Below are 25,879 nucleotides of genomic sequence, written 5' to 3' on the forward strand. Positions count from 1 at the left end.
GAGGGTCAGCTCCTGCCGGCCCGCAGCTCCTGGAGCCGGCGTACGAGCGTGGCCCGGTCCGTGCCCTTGAGGTGGTCCTTGTCGAGCGCGGACTCGGCCGCGGCCACCAGCTGGTCGAGGGAGGCGTCGTCGAGGGTGGCCGCGAGGGCGACCCCGGCCCGCAGGGCGTGGTACTGCTCGAACGACGACCGCGGCTCGGTGACGCCGGACAACACGATGTCGAGGGTGCCCAGGTCCGGTCGGACGTCGATGGCGCCGAGCGCCACGATCCGCCTGCCTTCCTGCCCGCTTCTCCAGAGGCCTTGCACCTTGTCGGCCGTGATGCGTCCGCTCCGCGCGAGGTCGCCGGCCCTCCGGACCACGCGTCCGAGCTCGCGCGTGCGGTCCCAGCCGGAGGGCTGCTCGGCCCGCACCTGGGTGTAGGTCTGCGCCAGCCCCTCGCGGTCCTCGAACACCTCGGCGCCGCCCACGGTGCTGCGGAACACCCGTCCAGCCGCCACGAGCTCGTCGAGCAGGGGCACCGCCACCTCCGGCCGGAGCCCCGTCTCGGCGAGGATCTGGGAGAGCTCGGCCGGCTCGACGAGCAGGCTGTCGAGCAGGCGCTCCCTCCTGGTCTCGGCGAGCGCCGCCTCCACGTCCAGCGCCCGTGCTCGTGCGGCGCGCTTGCGGCGGCCGGCCGGCAGCGGCCGGGCCGTCTCCAGCAGCACGCTGCGCACGTCACCGGCGGTCTGGCCGCGGTCGGTGGCCCACACGATGATCGCCGCTGCGGCGACGTTGAGCGCCGACACCGACGTCCCCTGGATCGTCGGATCGGCCAGCATGTCGGCCATCGCCCCTTCCGCCACTCGGGCCGGGGCGTAGATGTCGGGCTTGCCCGCGTCTGGGAAGAACGGCGAGTACGCCGTCGGCGATCCCGCCTCGTCGAGCGCTCCGACCGCGAGCACGTCCTCCGCCCACGCCGGGTACGACGGTGCGGCGCTGTTGCCGCCCGCGGCGATCACCAGTCGACCGGCCTCCGTCAGGCGGCCGGCGGCCGCCGCGACGTTCTCGTCGTTCTCGGGACCGCCGAAGTCGAGCACGACGACGTCGGCGGCCACGGCCTGGTCCATCCAGGCGACGATGCGGTCATAGGTGGCCGTCCCGTCCATGAAGGGCGACGTCAGTGTGAGGAGCTCCGCCAGCGACGACGCGACGTCCGTGCCCTCGGAGGTGACCACGCGGCCGGACACCCAGTGCTCGGCCGCGAGCTGGGTGACCGCGCGGCCGAACTCCGCCTCGCGGTTCTCGGTGTGCTGCCCGGCGACCGCGACCCGCAGGGACCTGCGCATCACGTCGGGCGCCGGCTCGTGCCCGCTCTGGGCGACGGTGGGTGGCGGCACCGGCTCGCTGCCGAACACCGGCGGCGGCGGAGCGGGCGTGCCGCTCGTGGGCAGGCTCGCGGCGATCTGGTCGACGATGTCCTTGATGTCCGTGGTCGCGACGTTCGCCCGCTCCTCGATGCGCGCGGCCAGCTCGTCCCACTGCTCCAGGCGGCTCAGGTTGGAGAAGTAGCCTGCGAGGTCGGACTCCTGATACCTCGCCAGGATCGGCTGGTTGCGCCGGATCCACTGCCAGACGTCCTTCCAGTCCAGGCCCTCCAGGAGCACGGGCTGCACGTGGGGACTGGGCAGGTCGGCGGTCAGTGCGACCAGCTCCGTGGTGGAGGCGACCGCGACGCGCACCCGGCTGCGTCGCTGGAGCAGCGCGGCCAGCGCGGCGACGACCAGGTCACCCTTCTCGCCCACGAGCGCGTCGGCGTCGTCGACGACGAGGGCGAGCCGCACGTCCGTCAGCTCCTCGAGGATCCGCTTGTCCCACCAGTCCTTCGCGTCCTTGGGGCGCCGGCCGCCGACCTTGTGCCCAGCGCGGTCGAGCAGCTCCACCACGAGGTCGCACAGCTCGCCCAGTGGATCGTCCTCGGCCATCAGCTGGGTGGCGCTGACCGAGAGGATGCGCACGCCCTCGTCCAGCTCCTCCAGGGTCCTGTCGAGGAAGGACGACTTGCCGCTTCCCGGTCGCCCGACGATCTTGAGCAGCCGCGCCTGGTTGCGCTCCGAGAGCACGTCGACCGCCTGGCGCAGCAACGTGAGTCGGGAGATGAAACGCAGGTCGCGCTGTCGCGCACCCAGTCGCAGGGCGACGCGCGATGGTCGCCTGAAGGGCTCGGCCCGGGCTCCAGGGTCGATCACGGGACCCGGCAGGCTGCCGCCGACGAAGAGGTTGGGCACCGCCCAGTTCACGAGGGTGCCGCCGGTGTGCTCGTCGTCGGCGACTGCCAGGCGCGCCAGCCGGAGGGCCTCGGCGACGGGCTGGCCCGCGGTCAGCGCCTGGTAGAAGAAGCGGGTCAGCAGCCGCTCGGTGCCGAACGGCAGCACCGCCTGCATGCCCACCACCATCGGCGCCGCGTCCCGCACGCACAGGTCGGCGATCGACAGCGGACCGGGCCAGGTGCCGGCCGCCGGGTCGTTCTCCGCCCGTGCGGTCTCGCAGCCGGCGAACACCGCCAGTCGCAGGTCGGGCATCTGTTGCAGCAGTGCGGTGAGCCGTGAGCTCGGCACGAGCACGCCACGACCGTTCGCGCGCTCCAGCCGCAGCCCAGCGGGCTGGGCGTGACCCAGGTAGTGCAGCACGTGGAAACCCCGTTGCTGCTTGCCGATCCGCTCGCGCAGCCGCTCCATCGTCGGCCGGTCCTCGACCTCGATCCGCAGGAGTCCTCGGTCCTCCAGGGGGCGCAGCTCGGTGAGCAGCGCCCGCTTCTCCTCGTAGAGGTCGAAGGGCGTCTCCTCGGCGGTCGACCCCTCGGGCAGCGGGCTCGACATCACCATCAGCAGGTTCAGCGGCGGGTCGAGCGGCTCGGCGCGGACGGCGTACGTGCGTGCCCGTCCCGCACGCACCACGTGGACGTCGCGGGCCATGGCGAGGAACTGCTCGGGTCGCTGGGGGTCGAGGATCGTCTCCCAGGGCCACCGGCTCAGGCTCAACGGTGCAGCGAGCAGGCGGAGCAGGACCTGGGCACCCCGGGTTGCCGCGGCCCCGCGGGTCTGCTGGAAGAGCGCGGCGATGTCGGGGACGCCGAAGACCAGGTCGTGCAGCTGCTTGCCGACCACGAGTGCGTCCGCCCCGGCCTCGCGGCGAGCCAGCCGTACCGCCCCGGCGAGCCAGGCGGACGGGTCGGCCGAGTCACCGGGCAGCGTCCAGGTCAGCGGCTCACGGGGGACGCCGAACACCGAGCCCTGTGACGAGCTCGCCGACACCCACACGTGGCTGCCGGCGTCGAGGACGCTCAGGTCGAAGACGTCGAGGTCGCGCGTGGGGGGAGTCGCCACGGTCTCAGCCGATCGTGGACACGTCGACCACGCTGACCACGTCCGTCACCGCATGGGTGCCCGCACCTCCGACGGTGACCCGGTAGTCGCCCTCGGCGAGCGCGTCGCGCTCCGCCTGCTGCCAGCCGTCGGCGGAGGGCACGAGTGGCACGACGAGCGGGGCGCCGCCGGCGAGTGGCTCCAAGGTCGCCGTGAGGGGGAGGTCGGCCGCGCTGCGCGCCCGCACGACCAGGGGCTCGTCGGTGGTGACGTCCTCGACCTCCAGCGCCACGGAGGTGTCGGCAGCCGGGAAGACGTCGACCGGGTCGAGCGGCGTACGACGCAGCAGGCCGCCGATGTGGTCGAGGACCGGGTCGTCGTTCTGCAGCGACGCGTGCCGTTGGCTCATGAACGCCGCTTGCTGGAACCCCGTGAGCAGCTCGTGGGGGGACGCGGAGATCTTGGGGACGGTGCCGTCGCCGCCGTCCTCCCCGGCCGCCCGGGCGAACATCGCCCGCACGGTCGTCCCGGCGCCGTCGCCGGAACGGTGCAGCGCCCAGCGGGTGCGCTGGAAGTCGCCGATGACCGGTCGTACCTCGTACCCGGGGCCGGCGTCGGCCGCGAGCCGCGCGTCGACGGCGGCCCGCAGGTCGCGCTGCAGGGTGATCGCCTCGACGAGCCGGTCCTGGTGCACGCCGCTGCCCGACCAGTCGACCTCGTCGAGGTTCAGCCAGGCACCGCCGTCGCCTTGGAGGCAGCGGTACGACGGCAGCAGCTGGTAGACCGACGTGAAGGACCGGATCGTGTCGGTGAGGTCGACGGTGAACGGACCCCAGCCCTTCTTGAACCCGTTGACCAGGAACTCGGTCGCGTTGACCGAGCCGCTGTAGGGCGTGCCGAGGGTGATCAGCGTGCGGGTGTCCTTCCAGCCCTCGAGCTGCTCGAGGAAGAGCCGCGCGACGATGCCGCCCATGGAGTGTCCGATCAGCACCAGCTTGGCGTCGTCGTTGCCGGAGCTGTGGCGCCACTCCTTCAGCCAGGCGGCCGAGCGCCGGGCCAGCGTTCGCGCGGCCACCCGGTTGTCACGGCGCCAGTCGTAGGGCAGCTCGAAGAAGTTCTGCCCGGCCACGAGTCCGAACCTCTGCACGACCTGCGCGGCGAAGCGTCCGTACCCGTCGATGCGCCAGTCGAGGCCCGGCACGACGTGGAAGTCGGGCAGCAGCCGCGTCGCGGTGACGCCGTCGCCGAGGTCGTCGGCCGCGGGATCGTCACCGTCGAGGGCGAGGGCCTTGATCGTGCCGCCGCGGCTGAGCACGCCGCGCAGGGCGGCTCCAGCGCTGAAGGACCAGATCTCCTTGCCGTCCTTGCTGAGGGCGGAGCCGCCGATTCCCGGGATGAGCACCACGACGTCGTTCATCACTCGAGGGTGATCCTCGTGCAGGGGAGGGGTCAACGAGTCCTAGGTCGCGGTCTGGTCCAGGCTTGCGGCCGGCTGTCGGCGACGCGTGGTTGGGTCGGGACACAGGACCAACACAGACCTAGGGGGCTTCATGGACGTCGTTCTCGTGCCGGGCGCGTGGCTGGACGGGTCGTGCTGGGACGCGGTCGTGCCGAGGCTGGAGTCGGCCGGGCACCGCGCTTCCCCGCTGACCCTTCCGGGCATGGAGCGTGCCGCGGAGGACCGGGCCCAGGTCCGGCTGGCCGACCAGGTCGCCGCCGTCGTGGCGGCGATCGACGCCGCCGACGGCGCGGCGCTGCTCGTGGGCCACTCGATCGGCAGCGGCATCGCCCACCAGGCCCTCGACGCACGGCCTGACCGGGTGTCCCGGATCGTCCACGTGGGCGGCTTCCCGTCCCCGGATGGCGCTGCCCTCCTGCCCGGCCTGGCCGCCGTGGACGGCGAGGTCGCCATGCCCGACTGGGCCGAGGTGGGGGAGGAGGCCAACGTCCGCGACTTCGACCGCGAACGGCTCGCGAGGTTCTACGCCGAGGCGATCCCGCAGCCGGAGCACGTGTGCACGGACCCGGTCCGGCTGACCGACGACCGCCGCCTCGAGGTCCCGGCCACGATGGTGTGCCCCGAGTACTCCGCCGTCGACCTCCGCTCCTGGGTGGAGGCGGGCGAGGTGCCCGAGGTCGCCGCCCTTCACCACGTGGACTACGTCGACATCGGCGGCGGCCACTGGCCGCAGCTCACCCAGCCCGACCGGTTGGCGCGGGTGCTGATCGAGGTCGCGTCGCGCGGTCTCGACTGAGCTCGAGCACCGAGCTCAGCCACCGGGGGCGATCACGGAAGCTTGTCGAGCGCCTGCTCGAGGTCGGCCCAGAGGTCGTCCACGTCCTCGATGCCGACGCTCATCCGCACCAGCCCTTCGGGGATCGTGGCCGCCTCGGTGCGCCAACGTCGACGGCGCTCGAAGGTCGACTCCACCCCGCCCAGCGACGTCGCGTGCACCCAGGTGCTCGTGGTCCGTGTGAGCAGGTCGGCGCGGTCGGCCCCGTCGACGACCACCGACACGACTGCCCCGAAGCCGGGGTAGCGCACCTCCTGCACCTGCCGGTGGCCGCGGAGACGCTCGACCAGTGCCTGCGCGTTCGCCTGGGCCCGTTCGACGCGCAGGTGCAGGGTCCGCAGGCCGCGCAGCGCGAGCCAGGCCTCGAGGGTGCCGGGGATCGCGCCGACCATGTCACGCCGCTGCTTGAGGACGTCGTGGAGCTGGTCGTCGCGCGTGACGATCGCTCCGAGGACGGCGTCGGAGTGGCCGGCGAGGAACTTCGTCGCCGAGTGCACGACGACGTCGACGCCGAGGTCGAGGGGGCGTTGGAGCAGCGGTGTCGCGAAGGTGTTGTCGACGACGACGTACGCGCCGGCGTCATGGGCGGCCTCGGTGATGGCGGCGATGTCGGCCAGCTCGAGGGCCGGGTTGGTGGGCGACTCGATCCACACCAGCGCAGCGTCGTCGCACGCTGCCACGACCGCGTCCGTGTCGGAGGTGTCCACCAGCAGAGCGCTGAGCCGGCCACGCGACTCGAGGTCGGCGAGCTGGGCGATGGAGCCGTGGTAGGCGTGGTGGGGCGCGACCACCTTGGCGCCCTGGCCGACCAGGTCGAGCACCGTCGAGACGGCGGCCAGCCCTGACGAGAAGGCCAGGCAGCGGCCGCCCTCGAGGGCGCCCAGCGCGTCCTCGAACGCGGTCCAGGTGGGGTTGGCGTAGCGGCCGTACTCCAGATCGCCGCCGGCGACGTACGTCGACGCCATCGTGATCGGGGTGTTCAACGGCGCATCGGGCCGATGCTCGGGACGCCCCGCCGTGACGGCTGTGGTCGCGGGGGACAGACCCGTGGTCTGGGCGGTCGGCTCGTCGGTCATGGGCTCCAGACTAGGAGCGTTAGGGTCGTGACGATGTCCGCCCCCAAGCCCCGCGTCGCCGTCGTCTTCGGCGGTCGTTCCAGCGAGCACGCCATCTCGTGCGTCACGGCCGGCAGCGTGCTGGCGGCGATCGACCCCGAGGCGTACGACGTGGTGCCGATCGGCATCGCCACCGACGGCCGCTGGGTGCTCGAGTCCGGGGACACCAGCAGGCTCACGCTGGACGACCCCGAGAAGCTGCCCGAGGTCGACGGCGGGCGGGTCGGTGTGGCGCTCGAACGGGTGACCACCGGCACCGACCTCGTGGTCTCCGAGGCGGCGGACGCGCCGCGGACCCTGGGTGAGGTCGACGTGGTGTTCCCGCTGCTCCACGGGCCGTGGGGCGAGGACGGCACCATCCAGGGGATGCTCGAGATGGCGGGCGTCCGTTACGTCGGCGCCGGGGTGCTCGCGTCCGCGGTCGGCATGGACAAGGCCTACATGAAGGTGGTGCTGGTCGCCGCGGGGCTGCCGGTGCTGCCCTGGGTGACCGTGACGACGCGAGAGTGGCAGCGCGACGCCGGCTCCGTGCGCGAGAGGGTGGCGGCCCTCGGCTACCCGGTCTTCGTGAAGCCCGCGCGGGCGGGCTCGTCGATGGGCATCTCCAAGGTGCACCACGCCGACGAGCTCGACGCGGCGATCGCCGAGGCGCAGCGCCACGACCCGAAGGTGCTCGTGGAGGTGTCGGCGGAGGGGGCGCGCGAGATCGAGTGCGGCGTCCTGGAGTCCTTCGACGGGCCCCCGGAGTCGAGCCTGCCCGCCGAGATCAGGATCGGCGGCGACCACGAGTTCTATGACTTCGCCGCGAAGTACCTCCCCGAGGAGCACACCGAGCTCGACGTCCCCGCCGACCTCGACGACGCGACGACGGAGGAGGTCCGCGCCCTCGCCGCCAGGACCTTCGAGGCGGTGTCGTGCGAGGGCCTGGCCAGGGTCGACTTCTTCCTCATGCCCGACGGCTCGCTCGTGGTCAACGAGCTCAACACCATGCCGGGCTTCACGCCGCTGTCGATGTTTCCCCGCATGTGGGCCGCCACCGGTCTCGACTACCCCGCGCTGGTGGACCGCCTCATCAGGCTGGCCCTGGCTCGCGACACCGGCCTGCGCTGAGCCGGCCTCATGAGCCGTGCCGCCTGACGGCACGACGCCCCGCCGCCCTGGCGGGCGCGGGGCGTCGGCGTACGTCGCGGGGTGCGGCTAAATGTGCACGACCGGGCAGGTGAGGGTGCGCGTGATGCCGTCGAGCGTCTGCACCTTGGCCACGACCAGCTTGCCGAGCTCGTCGACGTTGCGGGCCTCGGCCCGGACGATGACGTCGTAGGGGCCGGTGACGTCCTCGGCCATCGTGACGCCCTTCACCGCAGCGATCGCCTTGGCTACGTCGGCCGCCTTGCCGACGTCGGTCTGGATCAGGATGTAGGCCTGCACGACCATGGAAGGCTCCTCGGGGTGTCCGGGACTGTGTCGCCGCCAACCTACCGCGCGGCCTTCGCGTGTCGGAAGCCGCCGTGGGCCTCGGGCGCACTCCGTCTGGTGGGATGGGGCACATGGACGAGTCGCTGGGCGAGATCGGTGAGTTCGGCCTGATCGCAGAGCTGACGAAGCTCTTCCCGCAGGGGGAGCACGTGCTCGTGGGCCCAGGGGACGACGCCGCCGTGCTCCGGGTCCGGACCGGGCACGTGGTCGTCTCGACCGACATGATGGTGGAGGGGCGGCACTTCCGGCGCGACTGGGCGCCCGCCGCCGACATCGGCCACCGGGCCGCGGCGGCCAACCTGTCCGACATCAACGCGATGGGGGGCCGGGCCACCTCGCTCACGGTGGCCCTCGCCGCGCCGGCGGACCTGCCGGTCTCGTGGGCGCTGGAGTTCGCGAAGGGCTTCGCCGACGAGGCTGGCCTGGTCGGGGCGAGCGTGGTCGGCGGCGACCTCACCCAGGCCGACCAGGTCGTCGTCGCAGTCACGGTCATCGGCGTGTGCACCGTCTCGCCGGTGCTGCGCTCGGGCGCCCAGGTGGGCGACGTGGTGGCCCTGGCCGGTCGGCAGGGCTGGGCCGCGGGCGGTCTGGCCGTCCTCGGGCGGGGATTCCGCTCGCCGCGGGTGCTCGTGGAGGCCTACCGCCGTCCGGAGCCGCCGTACGACGCCGGGGGGATCGCCGCCGAGGCCGGGGCGACCGCCATGATCGACGTCTCGGACGGCCTGGTCGCCGACGCCGGCCACGTGGCCACGGCCTCGGGCGTGGCGATCGACCTGCACCGCGCGGCGTTCGAGATCCCGGAGCCCCTGCACGCCGTCGGCGCCGCGCTCGGTGCGGACCCCCTGCAGTTCATCCTGGGCGGGGGGGACGACCACGCACTCCTGGCGACCTTCCCTGACGTGGCGTCGGTGCCCGACGGGTGGCTCGTCGTGGGCGGGGTCGGAGACGGCGAAGGCGTCACCGTGGACGGTGACGCCTTCGAGGGACCCTCAGGCTGGACGCACTTCTGACGAGTGCGCTCGTGCTGGGATCAGCGAGCGGTGCGCTGGACCTTGCCGGCCTTGAGGCAGGAGGTGCAGACGTTGAGGCGCTTCGGCGTGCCGTTGACCGTGGCGCGCACCCGCTGGATGTTCGGGTCGAAACGACGCTTGGTGATCTTGCGCGACCAGGGTCGGTTGTTGCCGAAGTTCGGCTTCTTCGCGCAGATGTCGCAGACGGCAGCCACCGGTGACTCCTGACAGGCTCGGGTTCGAATGATCGGGGCCCGCGATCCTCCACGGAGGTGTGACTCCTGGCGAGCGGGCAACCGAGCAAGAGTATCCGAGACACCCGTGCCGGAAGAAATTGCGAGCGGAACGGCCCGACTACTGTCTGACGCCATGCCGTCCGGTACCCCTCCCGACGAACGCGGATCCCGCGTCTCGGCGGAGATCGTCGCACGCTTCGTCGACGTCGCCGTCGACGCGCTGTCCGCCGCGCGCGAGGAGATCGACGCGCTCAACGTCTACCCCGTGCCCGACGGCGACACGGGCACCAACATGTTCCTCACGGTGTCGGCGGCGAGGGACGCCCTGCGCGAGGCCATGGCGGCCGGAGCGGCCCCCGAGGACTCGTTGGCCGCCTTCTCGAAGGGCGCGCTCATGGGTGCGCGCGGCAACTCCGGCGTGATCCTCAGCCAGATCCTCGGGGCGCTGGTCCACCGGCTGACCACCGCCGATCCCGGCGAGCGCAACGCGCAGGTCGTGGCCTCGGCCATCGACCAGGCCACCGTGGCGGCGTACGACGCCGTCGGCACCCCTGTCGAGGGCACGATGCTGAGCGTGGCCCGGGGGGCTGCCGACGCGGCGCTCGCCCACGCGGCGAGCGAGGGGTCGCGGGGCCGGGAGGTGTTCGCTGCCGCCGCCCGTGGTGCGCGGGAGGCGCTCGCCCGCACCCCCGACCAGCTCCAGGTGCTCAAGGACGCCGGGGTCGTCGACGCCGGCGGACGGGGCCTCAGCGTCGTGCTCGACGCGGCGGAGACCGCCCTGACCGGTCGTCGGCCCACTCCGGTCACGGCTCCGATGGGCACCCGGCACATCCCGACGCCGGCGACGGGCCCCCTCGCAGGGTCGGCCGGTGCGGTCGCTGGGGCGCACGCCCTCGTCGAGGACGGGCCGGCGTACGAGGTGATGTACCTCCTCGACGCGCCCGACGACCGTCTGCCCGCGCTCAAGGCGGCTCTCGCCGCCCTCGGTGACTCGCTCGTCGTGGTCGGTGCCGACGGGCTGTGGAACGTCCACGTCCACGTCGACGACGTCGGTGCCGCCGTCGAGGCGGGGATCGAGGCCGGGCGGCCGCACCGCATCCGGGTCACCCACTTCGCCGAGCAGGTCGCCGAGCAGCAGGCGCGGCGGGACGGGGAGCGGAGCGGACGCCGCGTGGTCGCCGTCGCGGCCGGACCCGGACTGCGGGCGTTGTTCGAGGCCGCCGGCGCCACTGTCGTCGACGGTGGGCCGGGGCGGCGGCCGTCGGCGGGGATGCTGCTCGAGGCGATCACTGACTGCGGCGCGGCCGAGGTGGTGGTGCTGCCCAACGACCCGGACTCCGTGCGCTCGGCGGAGGTCGCGGCCCGCACCGCCGAGACCGACGAGGTCACCCGCGGCATCCGGGTGGTGGTGATCCCCACCGTCGCCCAGGTCCAGGGCCTCGCCGCTCTGGCCGTGCACGAGCCCGGCCGGGCCTTCGATCGCGACGTCCTGGAGATGACCGCGACCGCCCGGCACTCGCGTCACGGTGCGGTGACGGTGGCCGCCCGCGCGGCGATGACGATGGCCGGTCCCTGTCGGCCCGGCGACGTGCTCGGTGTCCTGGAGGGCGACTTCGTGGTGGTCGGTGACGACCCCTACGCGGTCGCCACCGACGTGCTCACCCGCCTGCTCGGTGGCGGCGGCGAGCTGGTCACCGTCGTGGTCGGCGCGGAGGAGGGGGCCGCGGAGCTCGGCGCGCGCTGCGCGGCGTACGTCGAGGAGCAGCACCCCCTTGTCGACGTCGTGGTGTACGACGGTGGTCAGGAGCGCTACCCGCTCCTGGTCGGCGTCGAGTGAGCCCCGATCGAGCCCGAGTGAGGAGGAGTCGACCGTGATCACCCTCGACTCGCCGATCGCGACGCTCATCCCGGACCAGGCGAAGAAGCGCACCAAGGTGGCCGACGGCCTCGGCCTCAAGACCGTCGGCGACCTGATGCGGCACTTCCCGCGGCGCTACCTCAAGACCAGCGAGCTGACCGCCGTCGCAGAGCTGGAGGAGGGTCAGCTCCTCACGGTCGTCGGCGAGATCAGCCACAGCGACCTCAAGACCTACCGCGACCGTCGCAGCGGCCGGATGGCCTACCGGTTGGAGACGGTGCTGCGCACCGACGGCCCGAGCCTGCAGATGTCCTTCTTCGCGCAGAAGAAGCACGTCGCCGACTACCACCAGCGCCAGCTCGCCGTCGGAGCGAAGGGGCTGTTCACCGGGCAGGTGAGCCGGTTCCGGGACCGCTGGCAGCTGACCAACCCGAAGATGTTCATGTTCGGCAAGGACCCGGACCAGGACTCCGAGGCCTTGGAGGTGCAGGAGAGCATCCGCGGGCTCTACCCGATCTACCCGCTCACCAAGGGCATCGACACCTGGGACCTGCAACGAGCGGTGACCTTCGCGCGCGGGGTGCTCGACGACGTCCCCGACGTCGTCCCCGCCGACCTGAGGGTCAAGCACGGACTGCCCGACGCCCGCACCGCGCTGGACTGGATCCACGCCCCCGAGGACTACGCGCAGGTCACGAGCGCGCGCAAGCGCTACCGCTACGAGGAGGCGCTGGTGACCCAGCTGGTGCTGGCCCGCCGGCGCGCCTTCTACCGCCAGCTCGGCGGGCGTCCCTGCGCGGGCGGCCAGGGCGGGCTCCTGGCTGCCTTCGACGCGCGACTGCCCTGGCCGCTCACCGACGGTCAACGTGAGGTGAGCGAGACGATCTTCGAGGAGCTCGGCCGCTCCTGGCCGATGAACCGGCTGTTGCAGGGGGAGGTCGGGTCCGGCAAGACCGTGGTCGCGGTGCGGGCGATGCTGCGGGCCATCGACTCCGGCGCCCAGGCCGCGCTGCTTGCGCCCACCGAGGTCCTCGCGCAGCAGCACCACCGCTCCATCACCGCCCTGCTCGGCGACCTCGCTGCCGGGGGGATGCTCGGCGGCGCAGAGGAGGCCACGACGGTCACGCTCCTCACGGGGTCGATGTCGACGACCCAGCGCAAGCAGGCGCTGCTCGACATCGCCTCCGGTCAGGCCGGCATCGTCGTCGGCACGCACGCCCTGTTGGAGGAGCGGGTGCAGTTCGTCGACCTCGGGCTCGTCGTCGTCGACGAGCAGCACCGGTTCGGAGTCGAGCAGCGCGCTGCGCTGGCCGACAAGGCGTTGATGCCACCGCACGTCCTGGTGATGACCGCGACGCCGATCCCGCGCACCGTCGCGATGACGGTCTTCGGCGACCTCGAGGTCTCCACGCTCACCGAGCTGCCCAGCGGGCGGGCGCCGATCCAGACCAACGTCGTCCCGCTCGACGAGCACCCCGAGTGGATCGCCCGGGTGTGGGGCCGTGTCCGGGAGGAGGTCGAGAAGGGCCATCAGGTCTACGTCGTCTGTCCCCGCATCACCGGCGACCAGGCAGAGCAGGGAGAGCGCGACGAGATCTCCGTCGACGCCGACGGCAACGCCGTGCCGCCGAAGGGCACGTTGGCGGCCGTCACCGAGGTCGCGGTCGCCCTGCACGACGGTCCGCTCTCGGGGCTGCGGGTGGCCGTGCTGCACGGCCAGCTCGCCCCGGAGGAGAAGGACCGCACGATGCGCGACTTCGCCGCGGGGCGGATCGACGTGCTCGTCGCGACCACGGTGATCGAGGTCGGCATCGACGTCGCCAACGCCACCGCCATGGTGCTGCTCGACGCCGACCGCTTCGGGGTCAGCCAGCTCCACCAGCTCCGGGGCCGGGTCGGCCGGGGTGGTCTGCCCGGGCTCTGCCTGCTGGTGACCCACGCCGAGAACGGCAGCGCGGCGCGCGAGCGCGTCGACGCGGTGGCCGCGAGCTCAGACGGCTTCGAGCTGTCCCGGGTCGACCTCGAGCTGCGCCGTGAGGGCGACGTGCTCGGCGCGTCGCAGTCGGGTTTTCGCAGCGGTCTGCAGAACCTCCGCGTGCTGCGCGACGAGGACACCATCGTGGCCGCGCGGGAGGACTCGATCGCGCTGCTCGAGGCCGATCCCGGTCTCGACGAGCACCCGCTGCTGCGCACTGCGGTGGACGAGTTGGAGCAATCAAGTCAATCTGGGTTCATGGAGAAGTCATGATCTGCGCGTGGGATTCGCGCTCGGCATGACGCGCATCATCGGGGGAACGGCGGGAGGACGGCGGATCGCCGTACCCCGGGGCGCCGCCACCCGTCCCACCAGCGACCGGGTGCGAGAGGCCCTCTTCTCGACCATCGAGTCGTGGTGCGGGTCCCTCTCGGGGCTGCGCTTCCTCGACCTGTACGCCGGGTCCGGTGCGGTCGGGCTCGAGGCGTGGTCGCGGGGCGCGGGCGTGGTCTCGCTCGTCGAGCAGGACCGGCGCACAGCCGCCCTGATCGAGTCCAACGCCACCTCGCTGGGGTTTCGCAAGGCCGACGTGCGGGCCACCTCGGTGACGGCCGCCCTGGGGCGCCTTCCCACGGCGCCGTACGACGTCGCCTACCTCGACCCGCCCTACCCGCTGGCCGACGCCGACGTCGTCGCCGCGCTCGAGGCGCTGCTGCGCAACGGGTGGCTGGTGCCCGGCGCCCTGGTGGTGGTCGAGCGTGCGGCGCGGGGTCCGGCGCTCGCCTGGCCGGTGGGCTACACCCCGCACAAGTTCCGCACCTACGGCGACAGCGCGCTCTGGTACGGTCACGCGGCCGACGGCCGGACGGCCGCCGCGCACGGCGAGGCCTGAGGCGAGAGGGGGAGGCGAGATGTCCCGAGCGGTGTGCCCCGGGACCTTCGACCCGGTCACCCATGGCCACGTCGACATCGTGACGCGGGCCGCCCGGCTCTTCGACGAGGTCATCGTCGCGATCGGCGTCAACGCGTCCAAGAACAGGCTCTTCTCGGCCGAGGAGCGCATCGACATGCTGCGCCAGGCCACCTCCCACCTCGACAACGTGCGTGTCGACGGCTTCATGGGCCTGGTCACCGCCTACTGCGTCGAGCAGGGCGCGAACGCCATCGTGAAGGGGCTGCGCTCCGGCGGCGACTTCGGCTACGAGCTGCAGATGGCGCAGATGAACGCCGGCCTCGCGCCCGGCGTCGAGACGCTCTTCCTGCCGACGGCGGCCGGCCACGGGTTCGTGTCGTCCTCGCTGGTCAAGGAGGTGGCGTCGTACGGCGGCGACGTCTCCCCGCACGTGCCCGCCTTCGTGCTGGAGGCGCTCACGGAGCGGTTGCGGGAGCGTTGAGGCACCCGGCCGGGGTCTCCCGCGGTGAATTGGCCGCGCACGCACCCTCCGGATACGCTTCTCGACGGATCTGTTGTGTCCGCACCACGGAAGTGATCACCTGAACAGCCTGGACCCGAGAGCGCCGCTCGTGCTCGATACCCGCGAGCTCGGCCGCCGCCCGGGGTCCCAGCGTCAGGTGGCGCGTTCGGTGGCGGCCCCACCGGATCTCGGCATCGAAGTCCTCCGCGTCGTCGAGGGGTCGCCGGTCGAGCTCGACCTGCGCCTCGAGGCGGTCATGGAGGGTGTGCTGGTGACGGGGACGGCCACGGTCGCCCTCGTCGGGGAGTGCACGCGGTGCCTGGAGGCGATCGAGGACGAGACCACGGTCGATCTCCAGGAGCTGTTCATGTACGACGACCAGCACGCCTCGGCCCGCCATCAGGGTGATGACGAGCTCGAGGGCGAGGCCGGGCGACTCGAGGGAGACCTGATCGACCTCGAGCCGCTGCTGCGGGACGCGGTGGTGCTCGCACTCCCGTTCCAACCGTTGTGCCGAGACGACTGTCCCGGTCTGTGCGTCGAGTGCGGCGCGCGGCTCGCGGACGAACCGGACCACACGCACGACGCACCGATCGACCCGCGTTGGCAGGCCCTGCAAGACCTGGGGCAGCAGCCGACCGAATGACCCAGCACCTGTCGAGATGCACCCTGAGCAAGGAGAAGAACAGTGGCAGTCCCGAAGCGGAAGATGTCGCGCAGCAACACGCGTCACCGTCGCTCGCAGTGGAAGGCCGTCGCGCCGACCCTCGTGACGTGCGCCAACCCGGCCTGCGGGGCCAAGCACCTCCCGCACCGGGCGTGCGGCACCTGCGGTCAGTACGGCGCGCGCGCCGCCCGTCGCCAGGTCCTCTGACGCGCATCTCGGTCCACTGACCGACTACGAGGACCTCCGCAAGCAGCTCGGCGATCCGATCCTGGATCCCGGGCTGCTGGACCGCGCCCTCACGCACCGCTCGTACGCCTACGAGAACGGCGGCCTGCCCACCAACGAGCGCCTCGAGTTCCTCGGCGACTCGGTGCTCGGCGTGATCGTCACCGAGACGCTCTACCGCTCCCACCCCGACCTCTCCGAGGGTCGGCTGGCCAAGCTCCGCGCCGCCGTCGTCAACGCCCGCGCGCTGGCCGAGGTCGCCCGCGGGATCGGCCTGGGTGCCTACATCAAGCTGGGCCGCGGCGAGGAGACGACCGGCGGCCGGGCCAAGGCCTCGATCCTGTCCGACACCGTCGAGGCGGTCATCGGGGCCGTCCACCTCAGTGGCGACTTCGAGGCCTCCGGGCCGGTGGTGCACCTGCTCTTCGACCCGCTGATGGCCGCCGCCGCCAAGCTGGGTGCCGGGCTGGACTGGAAGACCTCCCTCCAGGAGCTCTCCGCGCTGCGCGGTCTGGGCGTCCCCGACTACGTCATCGCGTCGGAGGGCCCTGACCACATGAAGACGTTCACCGCCCAGGTGCGCGTGGGCGACCGCCTCTACGGCCACGGCATCGGCCGCTCCAAGAAGGAGGCCGAGCAGCTCGCGGCCGAGACGGCCTACGGCGAGATCTTCGACGACGTGTCCGACCCGGCGGCGGCCGCGATGTCCGAGGAGGTCACCAAGGAGATGTTCGCTCCGGACCCCGACCTCCCGACTGAGCCCGACGCCGAGTCCGACGCCGAGTCCGAGTCCGACACCGAGTCCGACACCGAGTCCCACTCCGCGCCCTAGTGCCCGAGCTGCCCGAGGTCGAGGTCGTCCGGGCCGGCCTCGCGCGCCACGTGCTCGGCCGTTCGATCGAGGGCGTCGAGGTGCTGCACCCGCGTCCCGTACGCCGCGACCCGCGCGGGTCCACCGGCTTCGTGGCCGCGCTCGTCGGGCGCCGGATCGAGGCTGCGCACCGGCGTGGCAAGTACCTCTGGCTGGCGCTGGACAACGACGACGCCCTGCTCGGGCACCTCGGCATGAGCGGCCAGGTGCTCCTGCAGCCGCCGGGGGCCGAGGACGAGCGGCACCTGCGCGTCCGCTTCGCGCTCTCCGGCGTGGACGGCGGCGGCGCGCCGTTGGAGATGCGATTCGTGGACCAGCGGATGTTCGGCGGCCTGCTGGTCTCCGCGGGCGGCGCCGGGCTGCCGACCGAGATCGCTCACATCGCGCGCGACCCGCTCGACCCGGCGTTCGACGACGCGGCGTTCGTCGCCAAGGTGCGGCGGCGCGCGTCGGGGATCAAGCGGCAGCTCCTCGACCAGAACCTCGTCTCGGGCGTCGGCAACATCTACGCCGACGAGGCGCTGTGGCGCGCACGGATCCACGGTGACCGGCCGGGTAGCCGGCTGACCCGGCCGCAGGTGACGGGTCTGCTGGGCCACGCCCGCGAGGTGATGACCGCTGCGCTGGGGGAGGGCGGCACCTCCTTCGACGCGCTCTACGTCAACGTCAACGGCGAGTCGGGCTACTTCGACCGGTCCCTGCACGCCTACGGCCGTGAGGGCGAACCCTGTGACCGGTGCGGCGCGCCGATCCGCCGCATCTCGTTCATGAACCGCTCGTCGTACTTCTGCCCGCGCTGCCAGCCCGCTCCCCGCCGGAGACGTCCGACGGATTGACCGGACCGGGTTGTGGTGGGACTCTTGAAGACAGCCCAGACGCCCCAACAGGGCGGACTACACCTCGGGCGAGACCACTGGGCTCCGCTCCCGATTCGGAAGGCTTCACTACATGGCCAAGGCGCTGATCGGATACCTGGACAGCGACCTGCGCACCCCCACCCGCCTCTCCGTCGACAACAGTCGGCTGCGTCGCCGGGTGGCCGAGCTCGAGTCCCTCGTCCTGCGCCTGCAGGAGGAGAACGACAGGCTCACCGCGGCCCATGCCGCGGCGCTGATCGAGCTCGAGACCGCGTCGCTGACCGCGACGCTGCAGGAGATGCAGCCCGCCTGACAGGCGCGGCACCGCCGACGGTCCCGTCGAGGACGGCCGGCGTTGACGGGCGACCCATGAGGTCGACCGTCAGACGACAGCGCGTGGTTCGATGACCTCGTGGACGTCCTCACGGAGCTGATCAGGTCCCTGCCCGCGGGTGTGGTCGTCACCGACGCCACGGCGACGGAGAAGTATCGCTACGACTGGTCGAGGGATGCCTCGGCCGGCACCCCGCTGGCCGTCGTCCGCGCGGAGGACGCGTCGCAGGTGCAGGCGACGGTGCGCTGGGCAGCCGCGCACCGGGTCCCCGTCGTCCCGCGCGGCGCCGGCAGCGGTCTGTCCGGGGGCTCCAGCGCGGTCGACGGCGGCATCGTCTTGTCGCTGGAGCGGATGCGCGCGATCGAGGTCGACGCCGACTGCCAGGTCGCGGTCGTCGAGCCGGGGGCGTACAACGCGGAGGTCAAGGCGGCCGCGGCCGAGCACGGGCTGTGGTACCCACCCGACCCCTCGTCCTTCGAGATCTGCTCGATCGGCGGCAACGTCGCCACCAACGCCGGCGGTCTCTGCTGCGTGAAGTACGGCGTCACCACCGACTACGTGCTCGGCCTCGACGTCGTCCTCGCCGACGGCACCCTGGTAACCCTGGGCGGCAAGCGGATCAAGGACGTGGCCGGGCTCTCGCTGACCAAGCTCTTCGTCGGCAGCGAGGGGACGCTCGGAGTGGTCACCCGCGCGATCCTGCGCCTGGTCCCGGCCCAGGGAGCCCGGTCGACCCTGGTCGCGTACTTCCCGACGGCGGTCGCGGCCGCTCAGGCCGTCGTCGCCGTCCGGAGCAGGATGCGCCCCTCGATGATGGAGCTGATGGACCGCTGGTCGATCAACTGCATCGAGGACTACAAGCCGATGGGCCTCGACCGCGACGCGGGCGCGCTGCTGATCGCGCAGTCCGACGCGCCCGGGACCTCCCGGGGCGAGGAGGTCGCGCTCATGGAGCAGGCGTGCAGCGCGGCCGGCGCCTCCGAGGTGTTCGTGACCGACGACGCCGAGGAGGGAGAGATGTTCGTGGCCGCCCGGCGCGCGCACTTCCACGCGACGGAGAGCAGGGGAGCGCTGCTCCTGGAGGACGTCGGCGTCCCGGTGCCGCTGCTGCCCGACCTGCTCGCCCGGGTCGCCGAGATCGCCGCGCGGCACCGGGTCGAGATCCCCGTGGTCGCGCACGCGGGCGACGGCAACACCCACCCCATCGTGGTCTACCCGCCCGGCGACGTCGCGGCCGAGCAGCGGGCTCGCGCCGCCTTCGACGAGGTCATGGCCGCCGCGATCGCCCTCGGCGGCACCATCACGGGCGAGCACGGCGTCGGCCGGGCGAAGAAGCACGCGCTTCCCGACCAGCTGGGCCCCGACGTGATGGCGCTGACGCGCAAGATCAAGGACGCGCTCGACCCCGACGGGATCATGAACCCCGGGGCCGTTCTGTGACGCGCAGCCGATTCGGAGGAACGAGGGATCGGCGTGGTCAGGTCGCGACCTTCCGCTCGCAAGCTCGCTGCTCGACCACCGAGGACCCGTCACCCGCCGAAGGTCAGGCGCCCGGCGGCCCGTCCAGGTCGCGCGGGAGCGCGCGGGCGGCGTACTTCTGCCAGTTGCTCTCGAGCGCCTCCATCAGCTGGGTGACCATCAGGGGCGAGAGGTTCACGCGGGCGACGACCTGCCCGGTGTGCCCGCCCCCGCCGGTGGGGTGCGCGAAGTCCAGGCGCACGAAGTCGATGGTGAACTCGTAGGGCGAGTGCGACACCGTGGCGAAGTTGGCCCAGACGCCCGCGGAGACCCCCTCGGGCACCGTGATCTGGAAGTTGTGGCCGCGGGACTGGCCCTGTCCGGAGGGGGTGTCAGGCATGGAGTCACGCTACCGAGCGGAGGCAGCCACCGGGGCGACACGCTTCCCGGACTCTGACCGCGGGTCGCCCGCCCCGTAGTCTGGGCGGGCTGCCTTCCCCGAGGTCTGCCCTAGGAGCCTTTCGTTGTACCTGAAGAGCCTGACCCTGAAGGGGTTCAAGTCCTTCGCCTCCTCGACGACCCTCCAGCTCGAGCCGGGCATCACCTGCATCGTGGGTCCCAACGGTTCGGGCAAGTCCAACGTCGTCGACGCACTCGCATGGGTGATGGGCGAGCAGGGCGCCAAGAGCCTGCGCGGCGGCAAGATGGAGGACGTCATCTTCGCCGGTACGTCGGGTCGCCCGCCGCTCGGTCGCGCCGAGGTGCTCCTGACCATCGACAACTCCGACGGCGCGCTGCCGATCGAGTACTCCGAGGTCACGATCAGCCGGACGATGTTCCGGTCGGGCGGGTCGGAGTACGCCATCAACGGCACCACCTGCCGGCTGCTCGACGTCCAAGAGCTGCTCAGCGACTCCGGCATCGGCCGTGAGATGCACGTCATCGTCGGCCAGGGCCAGCTGGACCAGATCCTGCACGCGACGCCGGAGGACCGGCGCGGCTTCATCGAGGAGGCGGCCGGCGTCCTCAAGCACCGCAAGCGCAAGGAGAAGGCGCTCCGCAAGCTCGACTCGACCGACGGCAACCTCACCCGCCTGACCGACCTGCTCAGCGAGATCCGCCGCCAGCTCAAGCCGCTGGGTCGCCAGGCCGAGGTGGCCCGCAAGGCCGCGGCCGTGCAGGCGACGGTGCGCGACGCTCGGGCCAGGCTGATGGCCGACGACCTGATGACCGCGCGTGTCGCGCTGGAGCAGGAGCTGGCCGACGAGTCGATCCTGCTCGAGCGCCGCACCGAGGTCGAGGCCGCGCTGGCCAAGACCCGCGAGACCGAGGCCGCCCTCGAGGCCGCCCTGCGCGAGGACCTGCCGGCGCTGTCGCGGGCCCAGGAGACCTGGTTCGCGCTGTCGGGCCTGCGAGAGCGGCTCCGTGGTACCCAGTCGCTGGCCCAGGAGCGGGTGCGCAACGCCGCCGCCTCCCACGAGGTCGAGACGGCCAGCGGGCGCGACCCCGACGAGATCGAGGCCGAGGCGGCCCGGGTCCGCGAGCAGGAGCGCGCGATCGGTGCCGAGGTCGACGGCCTCCGCACAGGACTCGAGCAGGCGCTCGCGGCCAAGCGCACCGCGGAGGACGCCGCGGCCGAGGAGGAGCGTCGGGTGGCCGGTCTCGTCCGGGCCGCAGCAGACCGTCGCGAGGGCCTGGCCCGGCTGCACGGACAGGTCAACGCGCTGAGGTCACGCTCCGCAGCCGCGGCGGACGAGCTGGGGCGCCTGGCTCAGGCCCGCGAGGAGGCGGTGGCGCGCGCCGAGCGTGCGCAGCGCGACTTCACCGCGCTCGAGACGAAGGTGGCCGGCCTCGACGCCGGCGAGGAGGGACTCGACGCCGAGCACGAGGTCGCCGTCTCGACCCTCGACGACCTCGAGTCGCGCCTGCTCAAGCTGCGCGAGGAGGCCCAGCAGGCCGATCGCGACCGCGCCTCGCTGGCCGCACGTCGCGACGCCCTCGAGCTCGGCCTCAACCGCAAGGACGGCGTCGGTGCGCTGCTCGCCGCCTCCGACGAGGTCGGTGGGCTGCTGGGGTCGGTCGCGGCGCTGCTCACCGTCAGGTCCGGCTTCGAGGCCGCGGTCGCGGGTGCGCTCGGCAACGCCGCCGACGCGGTCGCCGTGCGCGACAGCGCCGCGGCCGTCGACGCCTTGGAGCACCTCAAGGCCGCCGACCTCGGCCGCGCCGGGCTGCTGCTCGGTGGGGCGCCGGGAGGAGACCGCGACTGGCCGAGCCTGCCGGCCCACGCGACGTACGCCGTCGACGTCGTCGAGGCGCCCGCCGAGCTCGACGCGGCGGTGGCCCGGCTGCTCTTCAAGGTCGCGGTCGTCCACGACCTGGCCGCGGCCCGTGCGCTGGTCGCCGAGCTGCCCGACGTGACCGCGGTGACCCGGGACGGAGACGTGCTCGGTGCGCACTTCGCTCGAGGCGGGTCCTCGAGCCAGCCGAGCCTCATCGAGATCCAGGCCGCCGTCGACGAGGCCACGTCCTCGCTGGCCGAGGCCGTGGCGGCCTCGGAGCGGCTCGCCTTCGAGACCTCGCGGCTCGAGGCCGAGCGTCTCGACGCCCAGAAGCGCGCCGACGTCGCGCTGGCCCGGCTGCACGAGTCGGACGCCACCCTGGCCGCGGTCGCCGAGGAGCTCGGTCACTACGGCTCGCAGGCACGCGCCGCGCGCGCGGAGGCGGCCCGCGTCGTCGACGCCATCGCAGCGGCCGAGGAGGCCCGCGACCGTGACCTGGCCGGCCTCGCCGAGCTGGAGGAGCGGCTCTCGACCGCTGAGTCCGCGCCCGACGAGGAACCCGACACCACCCGGCGCGAGCAGCTGGCCGAGGCCGCGCGGACGTCGCGCCAGGCCGAGATGGAGGCGCGGCTCGCGCTGCGCACCGCCGAGGAGCGCGCGCGTGCGCTGCACGGCCGGGCCGACCAGCTGGACCGCTCGGCCGCCGCCGAGCGCGAAGCCCGCGCCAAGGCCGCCGAGCGCCGGGAGCGGCTGCTGCGCGAGGGCCGCGCTGCCGAGGCCGTCCTGACCGCCACCCGTGCGGTGCTGGCCGCCCTCGACCGTTCCGTCGACCGGGCGACGTCGGCGCGCGCCGAGGTCGAGCAGGCTCGCGCCGGCCGCGAGGAGCAGCTGCTCGAGTGCCGGGCGGCCTTGCGTGACCTGGCCCGTGAGCACGACGAGCTGGTCAACTCCGTGCACCGCGACGAGATGGCCCGCACCCAGCAGAAGATGCGCATCGAGCAGCTGGAGGAGCGCGCGCTCGAGGAGCTCGGCCTGGACCCCGACGGGCTGGTGACCGACTACGGACCGGAGCTGCCGGTGCCGTTCACCGGCCCGCTGGCCGAGGGGGAGGAGCCGCCCGAGCCGACGGCGTACGTCCGCGAGGAGCAGCAGAAGCGGCTGCGCGCCGCCGAGCGTGACCTGGCCCTCCTGGGGAGGGTGAACCCCCTCGCCCTCGAGGAGTTCACCGCCATGGAGGAGCGCCACAAGTTCCTCACCGAGCAGCTCGAGGACCTCAAGAAGACCCGCAAGGACCTGCTCGACATCGTCAAGGACGTCGACGCCCGGGTCGAGGAGGTCTTCAAGGAGGCGTACGCCGACGTGTCGAAGGCGTTCGACGAGACCTTCGCCCGGCTCTTCCCCGGCGGGGAGGGCCGGCTGGTGCTCACCGAGCCCGGCGACATGCTCGCGACCGGCGTCGAGGTGGAGGCCCGGCCACCGGGCAAGAAGATCAAGCGGCTCTCGCTGCTGTCCGGTGGTGAGAGGTCGCTGGTGGCGGTCGCCTTCCTGGTCGCCCTCTTCAAGGCCCGGCCGTCGCCGTTCTACATCCTCGACGAGGTCGAGGCCGCGCTCGACGACACCAACCTCGGCCGCCTGCTGGAGATCTACGAAGAGCTGCGTGCCCACTCACAGCTTCTCGTCATCACCCACCAGAAGCGGACCATGGAGGTCGGCGACGCCCTCTACGGCGTCACGATGCGGGGTGACGGAGTGTCGACGGTGATCTCGCAGCGGCTGCGCGACGCGGCGTCGGCCTGAGGTCCGCCTCGTGGTCGACGACCTCCGGGGCCGCGAGCTGTGCCGGGCGTTCTTCGAGGAGCACGTCGCGCCGGCGCTCGACCGGGGTGTCCCCGGCCTCCCCTATGCCGCGGCCCTGCTCGGGCGTGGGTCCGAGGTGCTCGGCTACGACGACGAGCTGTCCCGCGACCACAACCACGAGGCGCGGGTCGTCGTCCTCGTCCGTGACGAAGAACGCACCGACGAGGTCGCGGCGCTGCTCGAGGCGGCGCGACCGGAGCGGTTCCTCGGCCGGCCCACCGAGGTCGCCGTCACGACACCGGCGGCGTACGTCCGTGAGTTGCTGGCCGTCGACCTCGACGCCGAGCTGGACCCTGGGCTGTCGGCCCGCGACTGGCTCACCATCCCCGAGCAACAGCTCGTCACGCTCACGTCGGGCGCCGTCTTCCACGACGACATCGGGTTGGACGAGGTGCGGGCGCGGTTCGCCTACTACCCGCGAGACGTCTGGCTCTTCCTGATGGCGGCCACGTGGTGGCGGTTGCACCCGGAGGGCAACCTCGTGGGCCGGATCGGTCACGTGGGGGACGAGCTCGGGTCCACGTTGCTCGGCGCCCGCCTGGTCGAGGCCTCCATGCGGCTCTGCTTCCTGATGGAGCGCACCTACGCGCCGTACGTCAAGTGGTTCGGCACGGCGTTCTCCCGGCTCGCCTGCGCCCCGGACCTCACGCCTCCGCTGACGCGGGCACTCCGTGCCGATCGGTGGCCTGCCCGGGAGGCCGCCCTGTCCGAGGTCTACCGGCTGCTCGGGGCCCAGCACGATCGGCTGAACGTCACCGCACCCGTCCCGATGGAGGACGTGCGGATGTGGGACCGGCCGTTCACGGTCCCGTGGGGGGACTTCCCCGAGGCGTTGCTCGAGCAGGTGACCGACCCCGAGGTGCGCGCGCTCGCCGACGCGTGGCCCTTCGGCGGCGCCGACCAGGTGCGCGAGGTTCTCTGGACCCCGTCGGCGCGGCCGGCGCTGCTGCGCCTGCTGGAGTGACACGCGGCCTGACCTCGACGTTTGGCAGCCCGCCCGACGCTTGTGCCAGGGTGGAAACGACCCCGCCGCCTGCCCCTCGGAGGCTCCCCGTGACCAGCATCATCGTCGCGATGATCGTGATCGTCGCGATCGCCGCCGCCGTCGTCGTGTACGTCGCGTACCCCCACCGCGGCGAGCGGCTGCCCGTCGTCCCGATCCTGGGCGACGCCATGCGCAAGTCCGTCGACGCGCTTCCGACCGTCGCGGTCGAGGATGTCGACCGGCTGCCCGCGGCCGAGCTGACCGACTCCTCGGGGCGCATCCCGCCCACGCCGGTCGCCGGGCGCCACGCGCGCCCCTGATCGGGCCGCCTGATCGCGCCGCCTTATCGGGCCGCCTGATCGACCGGTCCCCGCGAATCGGTGGCTGCTGCCGCCCGTGATTGGATCGGCGCATGGCTGGTGAGACCCTCGCTCTGATCATCGGCATCGCCGTCGTGGCGATCGCCCTGGTGGCCGGGCTGCTGACGACGGGACGTCGACGACCGCCCTCGGTGCAGGGCCGTTCGACCGATGTCATCTCGCCGTCGAAGGCGGCGCCGCCCGCCGCCGACACCGCCGTTGCCGAGGTCCCGGCGGCCACGGTCGAGGCACCGCCCGCTCCGGCTCTCGAGAGGCCGGAGAGCACCGCATCCCGGTTGGTGCGGCTGCGGCAGCGACTGGCGAGCTCCCAGGGGGCGCTCGGTCGCGGTCTGCTCGGGCTGCTCTCGCGCGACAAGCTCGACGAGGACACCTGGGAGTCCATCGAGGACGTGCTGCTGACCGCCGACCTCGGCGTCGCGCCCACGCAGCAGGTGGTGACCAACCTGCGCACCCGCCTTCGCGTCGAGGGCGGCGCCAAGAGTGGGGAGCGCCCCGACGTGCGCGCGGTGCTCCGTGAGGAGCTCATCGCCCTCGTCGACCCCGGCCTCGACCGTCGCCTGGCGGTGACGGGCGACGGAAACCCGGGAGTCCTCCTCGTCGTCGGGGTCAACGGCGCCGGCAAGACCACGACCGTCGGCAAGATCGCCCGCATCCTGGTGGCCGAGGACCGCTCGGTCGTGCTCGGCGCCGCCGACACCTTCCGCGCCGCCGCCGTCGACCAGCTCGCGACGTGGGGCGAACGGGTCGGCGTCGAGGTGGTCCGCGGGGGCGAGGGCACCGACCCGGCGAGCGTCGCGTTCGACGCGGTCAAGTCCGCCGTGGACCGCGGGATCGACACCGTCATCGTCGACACCGCGGGACGCCTGCAGAACAAGGCCGGCCTGATGGACGAGCTCGGCAAGGTCAAGCGGGTCATCGAGAAGCAGGCCCCGGTCACCGAGGTGCTGCTCGTCCTCGATGCGACGACCGGTCAGAACGGTCTCGTGCAGGCCAAGGTCTTCTCCGAGGTCGTCGACGTCACCGGGGTCGTGCTCACCAAGCTCGACGGCTCGGCCAAGGGCGGCATCGTGGTCGCGGTCCAGCAACAGCTCGGCGTGCCCGTCAAGCTGGTCGGCCTCGGCGAGGGCCCCGACGACCTGGCGCCCTTCGACGCCGCAGCGTTCGTCGACGCCCTGCTCGGCTGACGCAGCTCCCGACGAGCCCGACGAGCCCGACGATCTCGACAGGCCGACGAGCCCGACAG

Annotated in this window: 22 protein-coding genes and 1 pseudogene; 17 read left to right on the top strand and 6 right to left on the bottom strand. The window is 72.7% G+C overall.

All coding sequences use genetic code 11. From position 1 onward, the window contains the following. Positions 1 to 5: 5 nt before the first annotated feature. Together ABD295_RS02920 and ABD295_RS02925 are read right to left on the bottom strand one after the other, a co-directional pair. Positions 6 to 3,365 carry a CHAT domain-containing protein gene (locus tag ABD295_RS02920; RefSeq protein ID WP_344302108.1) on the bottom strand — a complete coding sequence of 1,120 codons (3,360 nt, stop codon included), beginning with the start codon at positions 3,363 to 3,365 and terminating at the stop codon, positions 6 to 8. Positions 3,366 to 3,369: 4 nt separating this feature from the next. After that, positions 3,370 to 4,761: a lipase/acyltransferase domain-containing protein gene (locus ABD295_RS02925; protein WP_344302109.1), complete on the bottom strand. Its 1,392-nt coding sequence runs from the start codon at positions 4,759 to 4,761 to the stop codon at positions 3,370 to 3,372. Positions 4,762 to 4,894: 133 nt separating this feature from the next. On the opposite strand from ABD295_RS02925, the gene ABD295_RS02930 reads away from it, so the two are divergent. Then, positions 4,895 to 5,599, top strand: coding sequence for an alpha/beta fold hydrolase (locus ABD295_RS02930; protein WP_344302110.1), 705 nt, complete (start codon positions 4,895 to 4,897; stop codon positions 5,597 to 5,599). 32 nt (positions 5,600 to 5,631) lie between these two features. Here ABD295_RS02930 and ABD295_RS02935 read toward each other — a convergent pair whose 3' ends face one another. Beyond that, entirely contained in the window at positions 5,632 to 6,714 is a 1,083-nt protein-coding gene (locus ABD295_RS02935; protein ID WP_344302111.1) for a trans-sulfuration enzyme family protein, read from the bottom strand. Positions 6,715 to 6,747: 33 nt separating this feature from the next. Here ABD295_RS02935 and ABD295_RS02940 point away from each other — a divergent pair, with 33 nt between their 5' ends. Then, positions 6,748 to 7,863 (top strand): D-alanine--D-alanine ligase family protein, encoded by a 1,116-nt coding sequence (locus ABD295_RS02940; protein WP_344302112.1) that lies wholly within the window; start codon positions 6,748 to 6,750, stop codon positions 7,861 to 7,863. An 87-nt stretch (positions 7,864 to 7,950) separates the two neighbouring features. Here the strand turns inward: ABD295_RS02940 and ABD295_RS02945 are convergent, their stop codons facing one another. Beyond that, a complete protein-coding gene (locus tag ABD295_RS02945) occupies positions 7,951 to 8,187 on the bottom strand; it encodes an Lrp/AsnC ligand binding domain-containing protein (RefSeq protein ID WP_344302113.1) in 237 nt (78 codons plus the stop codon). Between the two features lie 113 nt (positions 8,188 to 8,300). Between ABD295_RS02945 and ABD295_RS02950 the strand changes: the two genes are divergently transcribed. Next, positions 8,301 to 9,239, top strand: a complete 939-nt coding sequence (locus ABD295_RS02950) for a thiamine-phosphate kinase (protein ID WP_344302114.1) — start codon at positions 8,301 to 8,303, stop codon at positions 9,237 to 9,239. Between the two features lie 20 nt (positions 9,240 to 9,259). Here ABD295_RS02950 and rpmB read toward each other — a convergent pair whose 3' ends face one another. Then, positions 9,260 to 9,454, bottom strand: coding sequence for a 50S ribosomal protein L28 (gene rpmB / locus ABD295_RS02955; RefSeq protein WP_344302115.1), 195 nt, complete (start codon positions 9,452 to 9,454; stop codon positions 9,260 to 9,262). 154 nt (positions 9,455 to 9,608) lie between these two features. On the opposite strand from rpmB, the gene ABD295_RS02960 reads away from it, so the two are divergent. From ABD295_RS02960 to ABD295_RS03005, 10 genes and pseudogenes are all read left to right on the top strand, one after another. After that, on the top strand, positions 9,609 to 11,312 hold the full coding sequence (locus ABD295_RS02960; RefSeq protein ID WP_344302116.1) for a DAK2 domain-containing protein: 1,704 nt from the start codon (positions 9,609 to 9,611) through the stop codon (positions 11,310 to 11,312). A 34-nt stretch (positions 11,313 to 11,346) separates the two neighbouring features. Continuing rightward, complete coding sequence (locus ABD295_RS02965; RefSeq protein ID WP_344302117.1) at positions 11,347 to 13,581, top strand: ATP-dependent DNA helicase RecG; 2,235 nt, start codon at positions 11,347 to 11,349, stop codon at positions 13,579 to 13,581. Between the two features lie 7 nt (positions 13,582 to 13,588). Continuing rightward, positions 13,589 to 14,200: a 16S rRNA (guanine(966)-N(2))-methyltransferase RsmD gene (gene rsmD / locus ABD295_RS02970; RefSeq protein WP_344302118.1), complete on the top strand. Its 612-nt coding sequence runs from the start codon at positions 13,589 to 13,591 to the stop codon at positions 14,198 to 14,200. A 19-nt stretch (positions 14,201 to 14,219) separates the two neighbouring features. Next, complete coding sequence (gene coaD, locus ABD295_RS02975) at positions 14,220 to 14,702, top strand: pantetheine-phosphate adenylyltransferase (RefSeq protein ID WP_344302120.1); 483 nt, start codon at positions 14,220 to 14,222, stop codon at positions 14,700 to 14,702. 130 nt (positions 14,703 to 14,832) lie between these two features. Then, a complete protein-coding gene (locus ABD295_RS02980; protein WP_344302121.1) occupies positions 14,833 to 15,369 on the top strand; it encodes a YceD family protein in 537 nt (178 codons plus the stop codon). 42 nt (positions 15,370 to 15,411) lie between these two features. Next, positions 15,412 to 15,597 carry a 50S ribosomal protein L32 gene (rpmF, locus tag ABD295_RS02985; protein ID WP_344302122.1) on the top strand — a complete coding sequence of 62 codons (186 nt, stop codon included), beginning with the start codon at positions 15,412 to 15,414 and terminating at the stop codon, positions 15,595 to 15,597. Between the two features lie 16 nt (positions 15,598 to 15,613). Beyond that, positions 15,614 to 16,273: pseudogene (gene rnc / locus ABD295_RS02990) on the top strand (ribonuclease III); the annotation flags it as partial. Between the two features lie 173 nt (positions 16,274 to 16,446). After that, complete coding sequence (gene mutM / locus ABD295_RS02995) at positions 16,447 to 17,322, top strand: bifunctional DNA-formamidopyrimidine glycosylase/DNA-(apurinic or apyrimidinic site) lyase (protein ID WP_344302123.1); 876 nt, start codon at positions 16,447 to 16,449, stop codon at positions 17,320 to 17,322. A gap of 112 nt (positions 17,323 to 17,434) precedes the next feature. Beyond that, positions 17,435 to 17,656, top strand: coding sequence for a hypothetical protein (locus tag ABD295_RS03000; protein ID WP_344302124.1), 222 nt, complete (start codon positions 17,435 to 17,437; stop codon positions 17,654 to 17,656). A 99-nt stretch (positions 17,657 to 17,755) separates the two neighbouring features. Further along, a complete protein-coding gene (locus ABD295_RS03005; RefSeq protein WP_344302125.1) occupies positions 17,756 to 19,117 on the top strand; it encodes an FAD-binding oxidoreductase in 1,362 nt (453 codons plus the stop codon). A gap of 103 nt (positions 19,118 to 19,220) precedes the next feature. On the opposite strand, the gene ABD295_RS03010 is transcribed toward ABD295_RS03005, so the two are convergent. Further along, positions 19,221 to 19,535: a DUF3467 domain-containing protein gene (locus tag ABD295_RS03010; RefSeq protein ID WP_344302126.1), complete on the bottom strand. Its 315-nt coding sequence runs from the start codon at positions 19,533 to 19,535 to the stop codon at positions 19,221 to 19,223. Between the two features lie 124 nt (positions 19,536 to 19,659). On the opposite strand from ABD295_RS03010, the gene smc reads away from it, so the two are divergent. The 4 genes from smc to ftsY all read left to right on the top strand — a co-directional run bounded on the left by smc (position 19,660) and on the right by ftsY (position 25,820). Beyond that, the gene (smc, locus tag ABD295_RS03015) at positions 19,660 to 23,211 is read left to right on the top strand and encodes a chromosome segregation protein SMC (protein WP_344302127.1); all 3,552 of its coding nucleotides are present in this window, start codon (positions 19,660 to 19,662) and stop codon (positions 23,209 to 23,211) included. 10 nt (positions 23,212 to 23,221) lie between these two features. Continuing rightward, on the top strand, positions 23,222 to 24,235 hold the full coding sequence (locus ABD295_RS03020) for a DUF4037 domain-containing protein (protein ID WP_344302128.1): 1,014 nt from the start codon (positions 23,222 to 23,224) through the stop codon (positions 24,233 to 24,235). 89 nt (positions 24,236 to 24,324) lie between these two features. Then, positions 24,325 to 24,576, top strand: a complete 252-nt coding sequence (locus ABD295_RS03025; RefSeq protein ID WP_344302129.1) for a hypothetical protein — start codon at positions 24,325 to 24,327, stop codon at positions 24,574 to 24,576. 92 nt (positions 24,577 to 24,668) lie between these two features. Next, on the top strand, positions 24,669 to 25,820 hold the full coding sequence (gene ftsY / locus ABD295_RS03030) for a signal recognition particle-docking protein FtsY (RefSeq protein WP_344302130.1): 1,152 nt from the start codon (positions 24,669 to 24,671) through the stop codon (positions 25,818 to 25,820). Positions 25,821 to 25,879: the final 59 nt, after the last annotated feature.

The organism is Nocardioides bigeumensis, assembly GCF_039531755.1.
GTDB classification, from domain to species: domain Bacteria; phylum Actinomycetota; class Actinomycetes; order Propionibacteriales; family Nocardioidaceae; genus Nocardioides; species Nocardioides bigeumensis.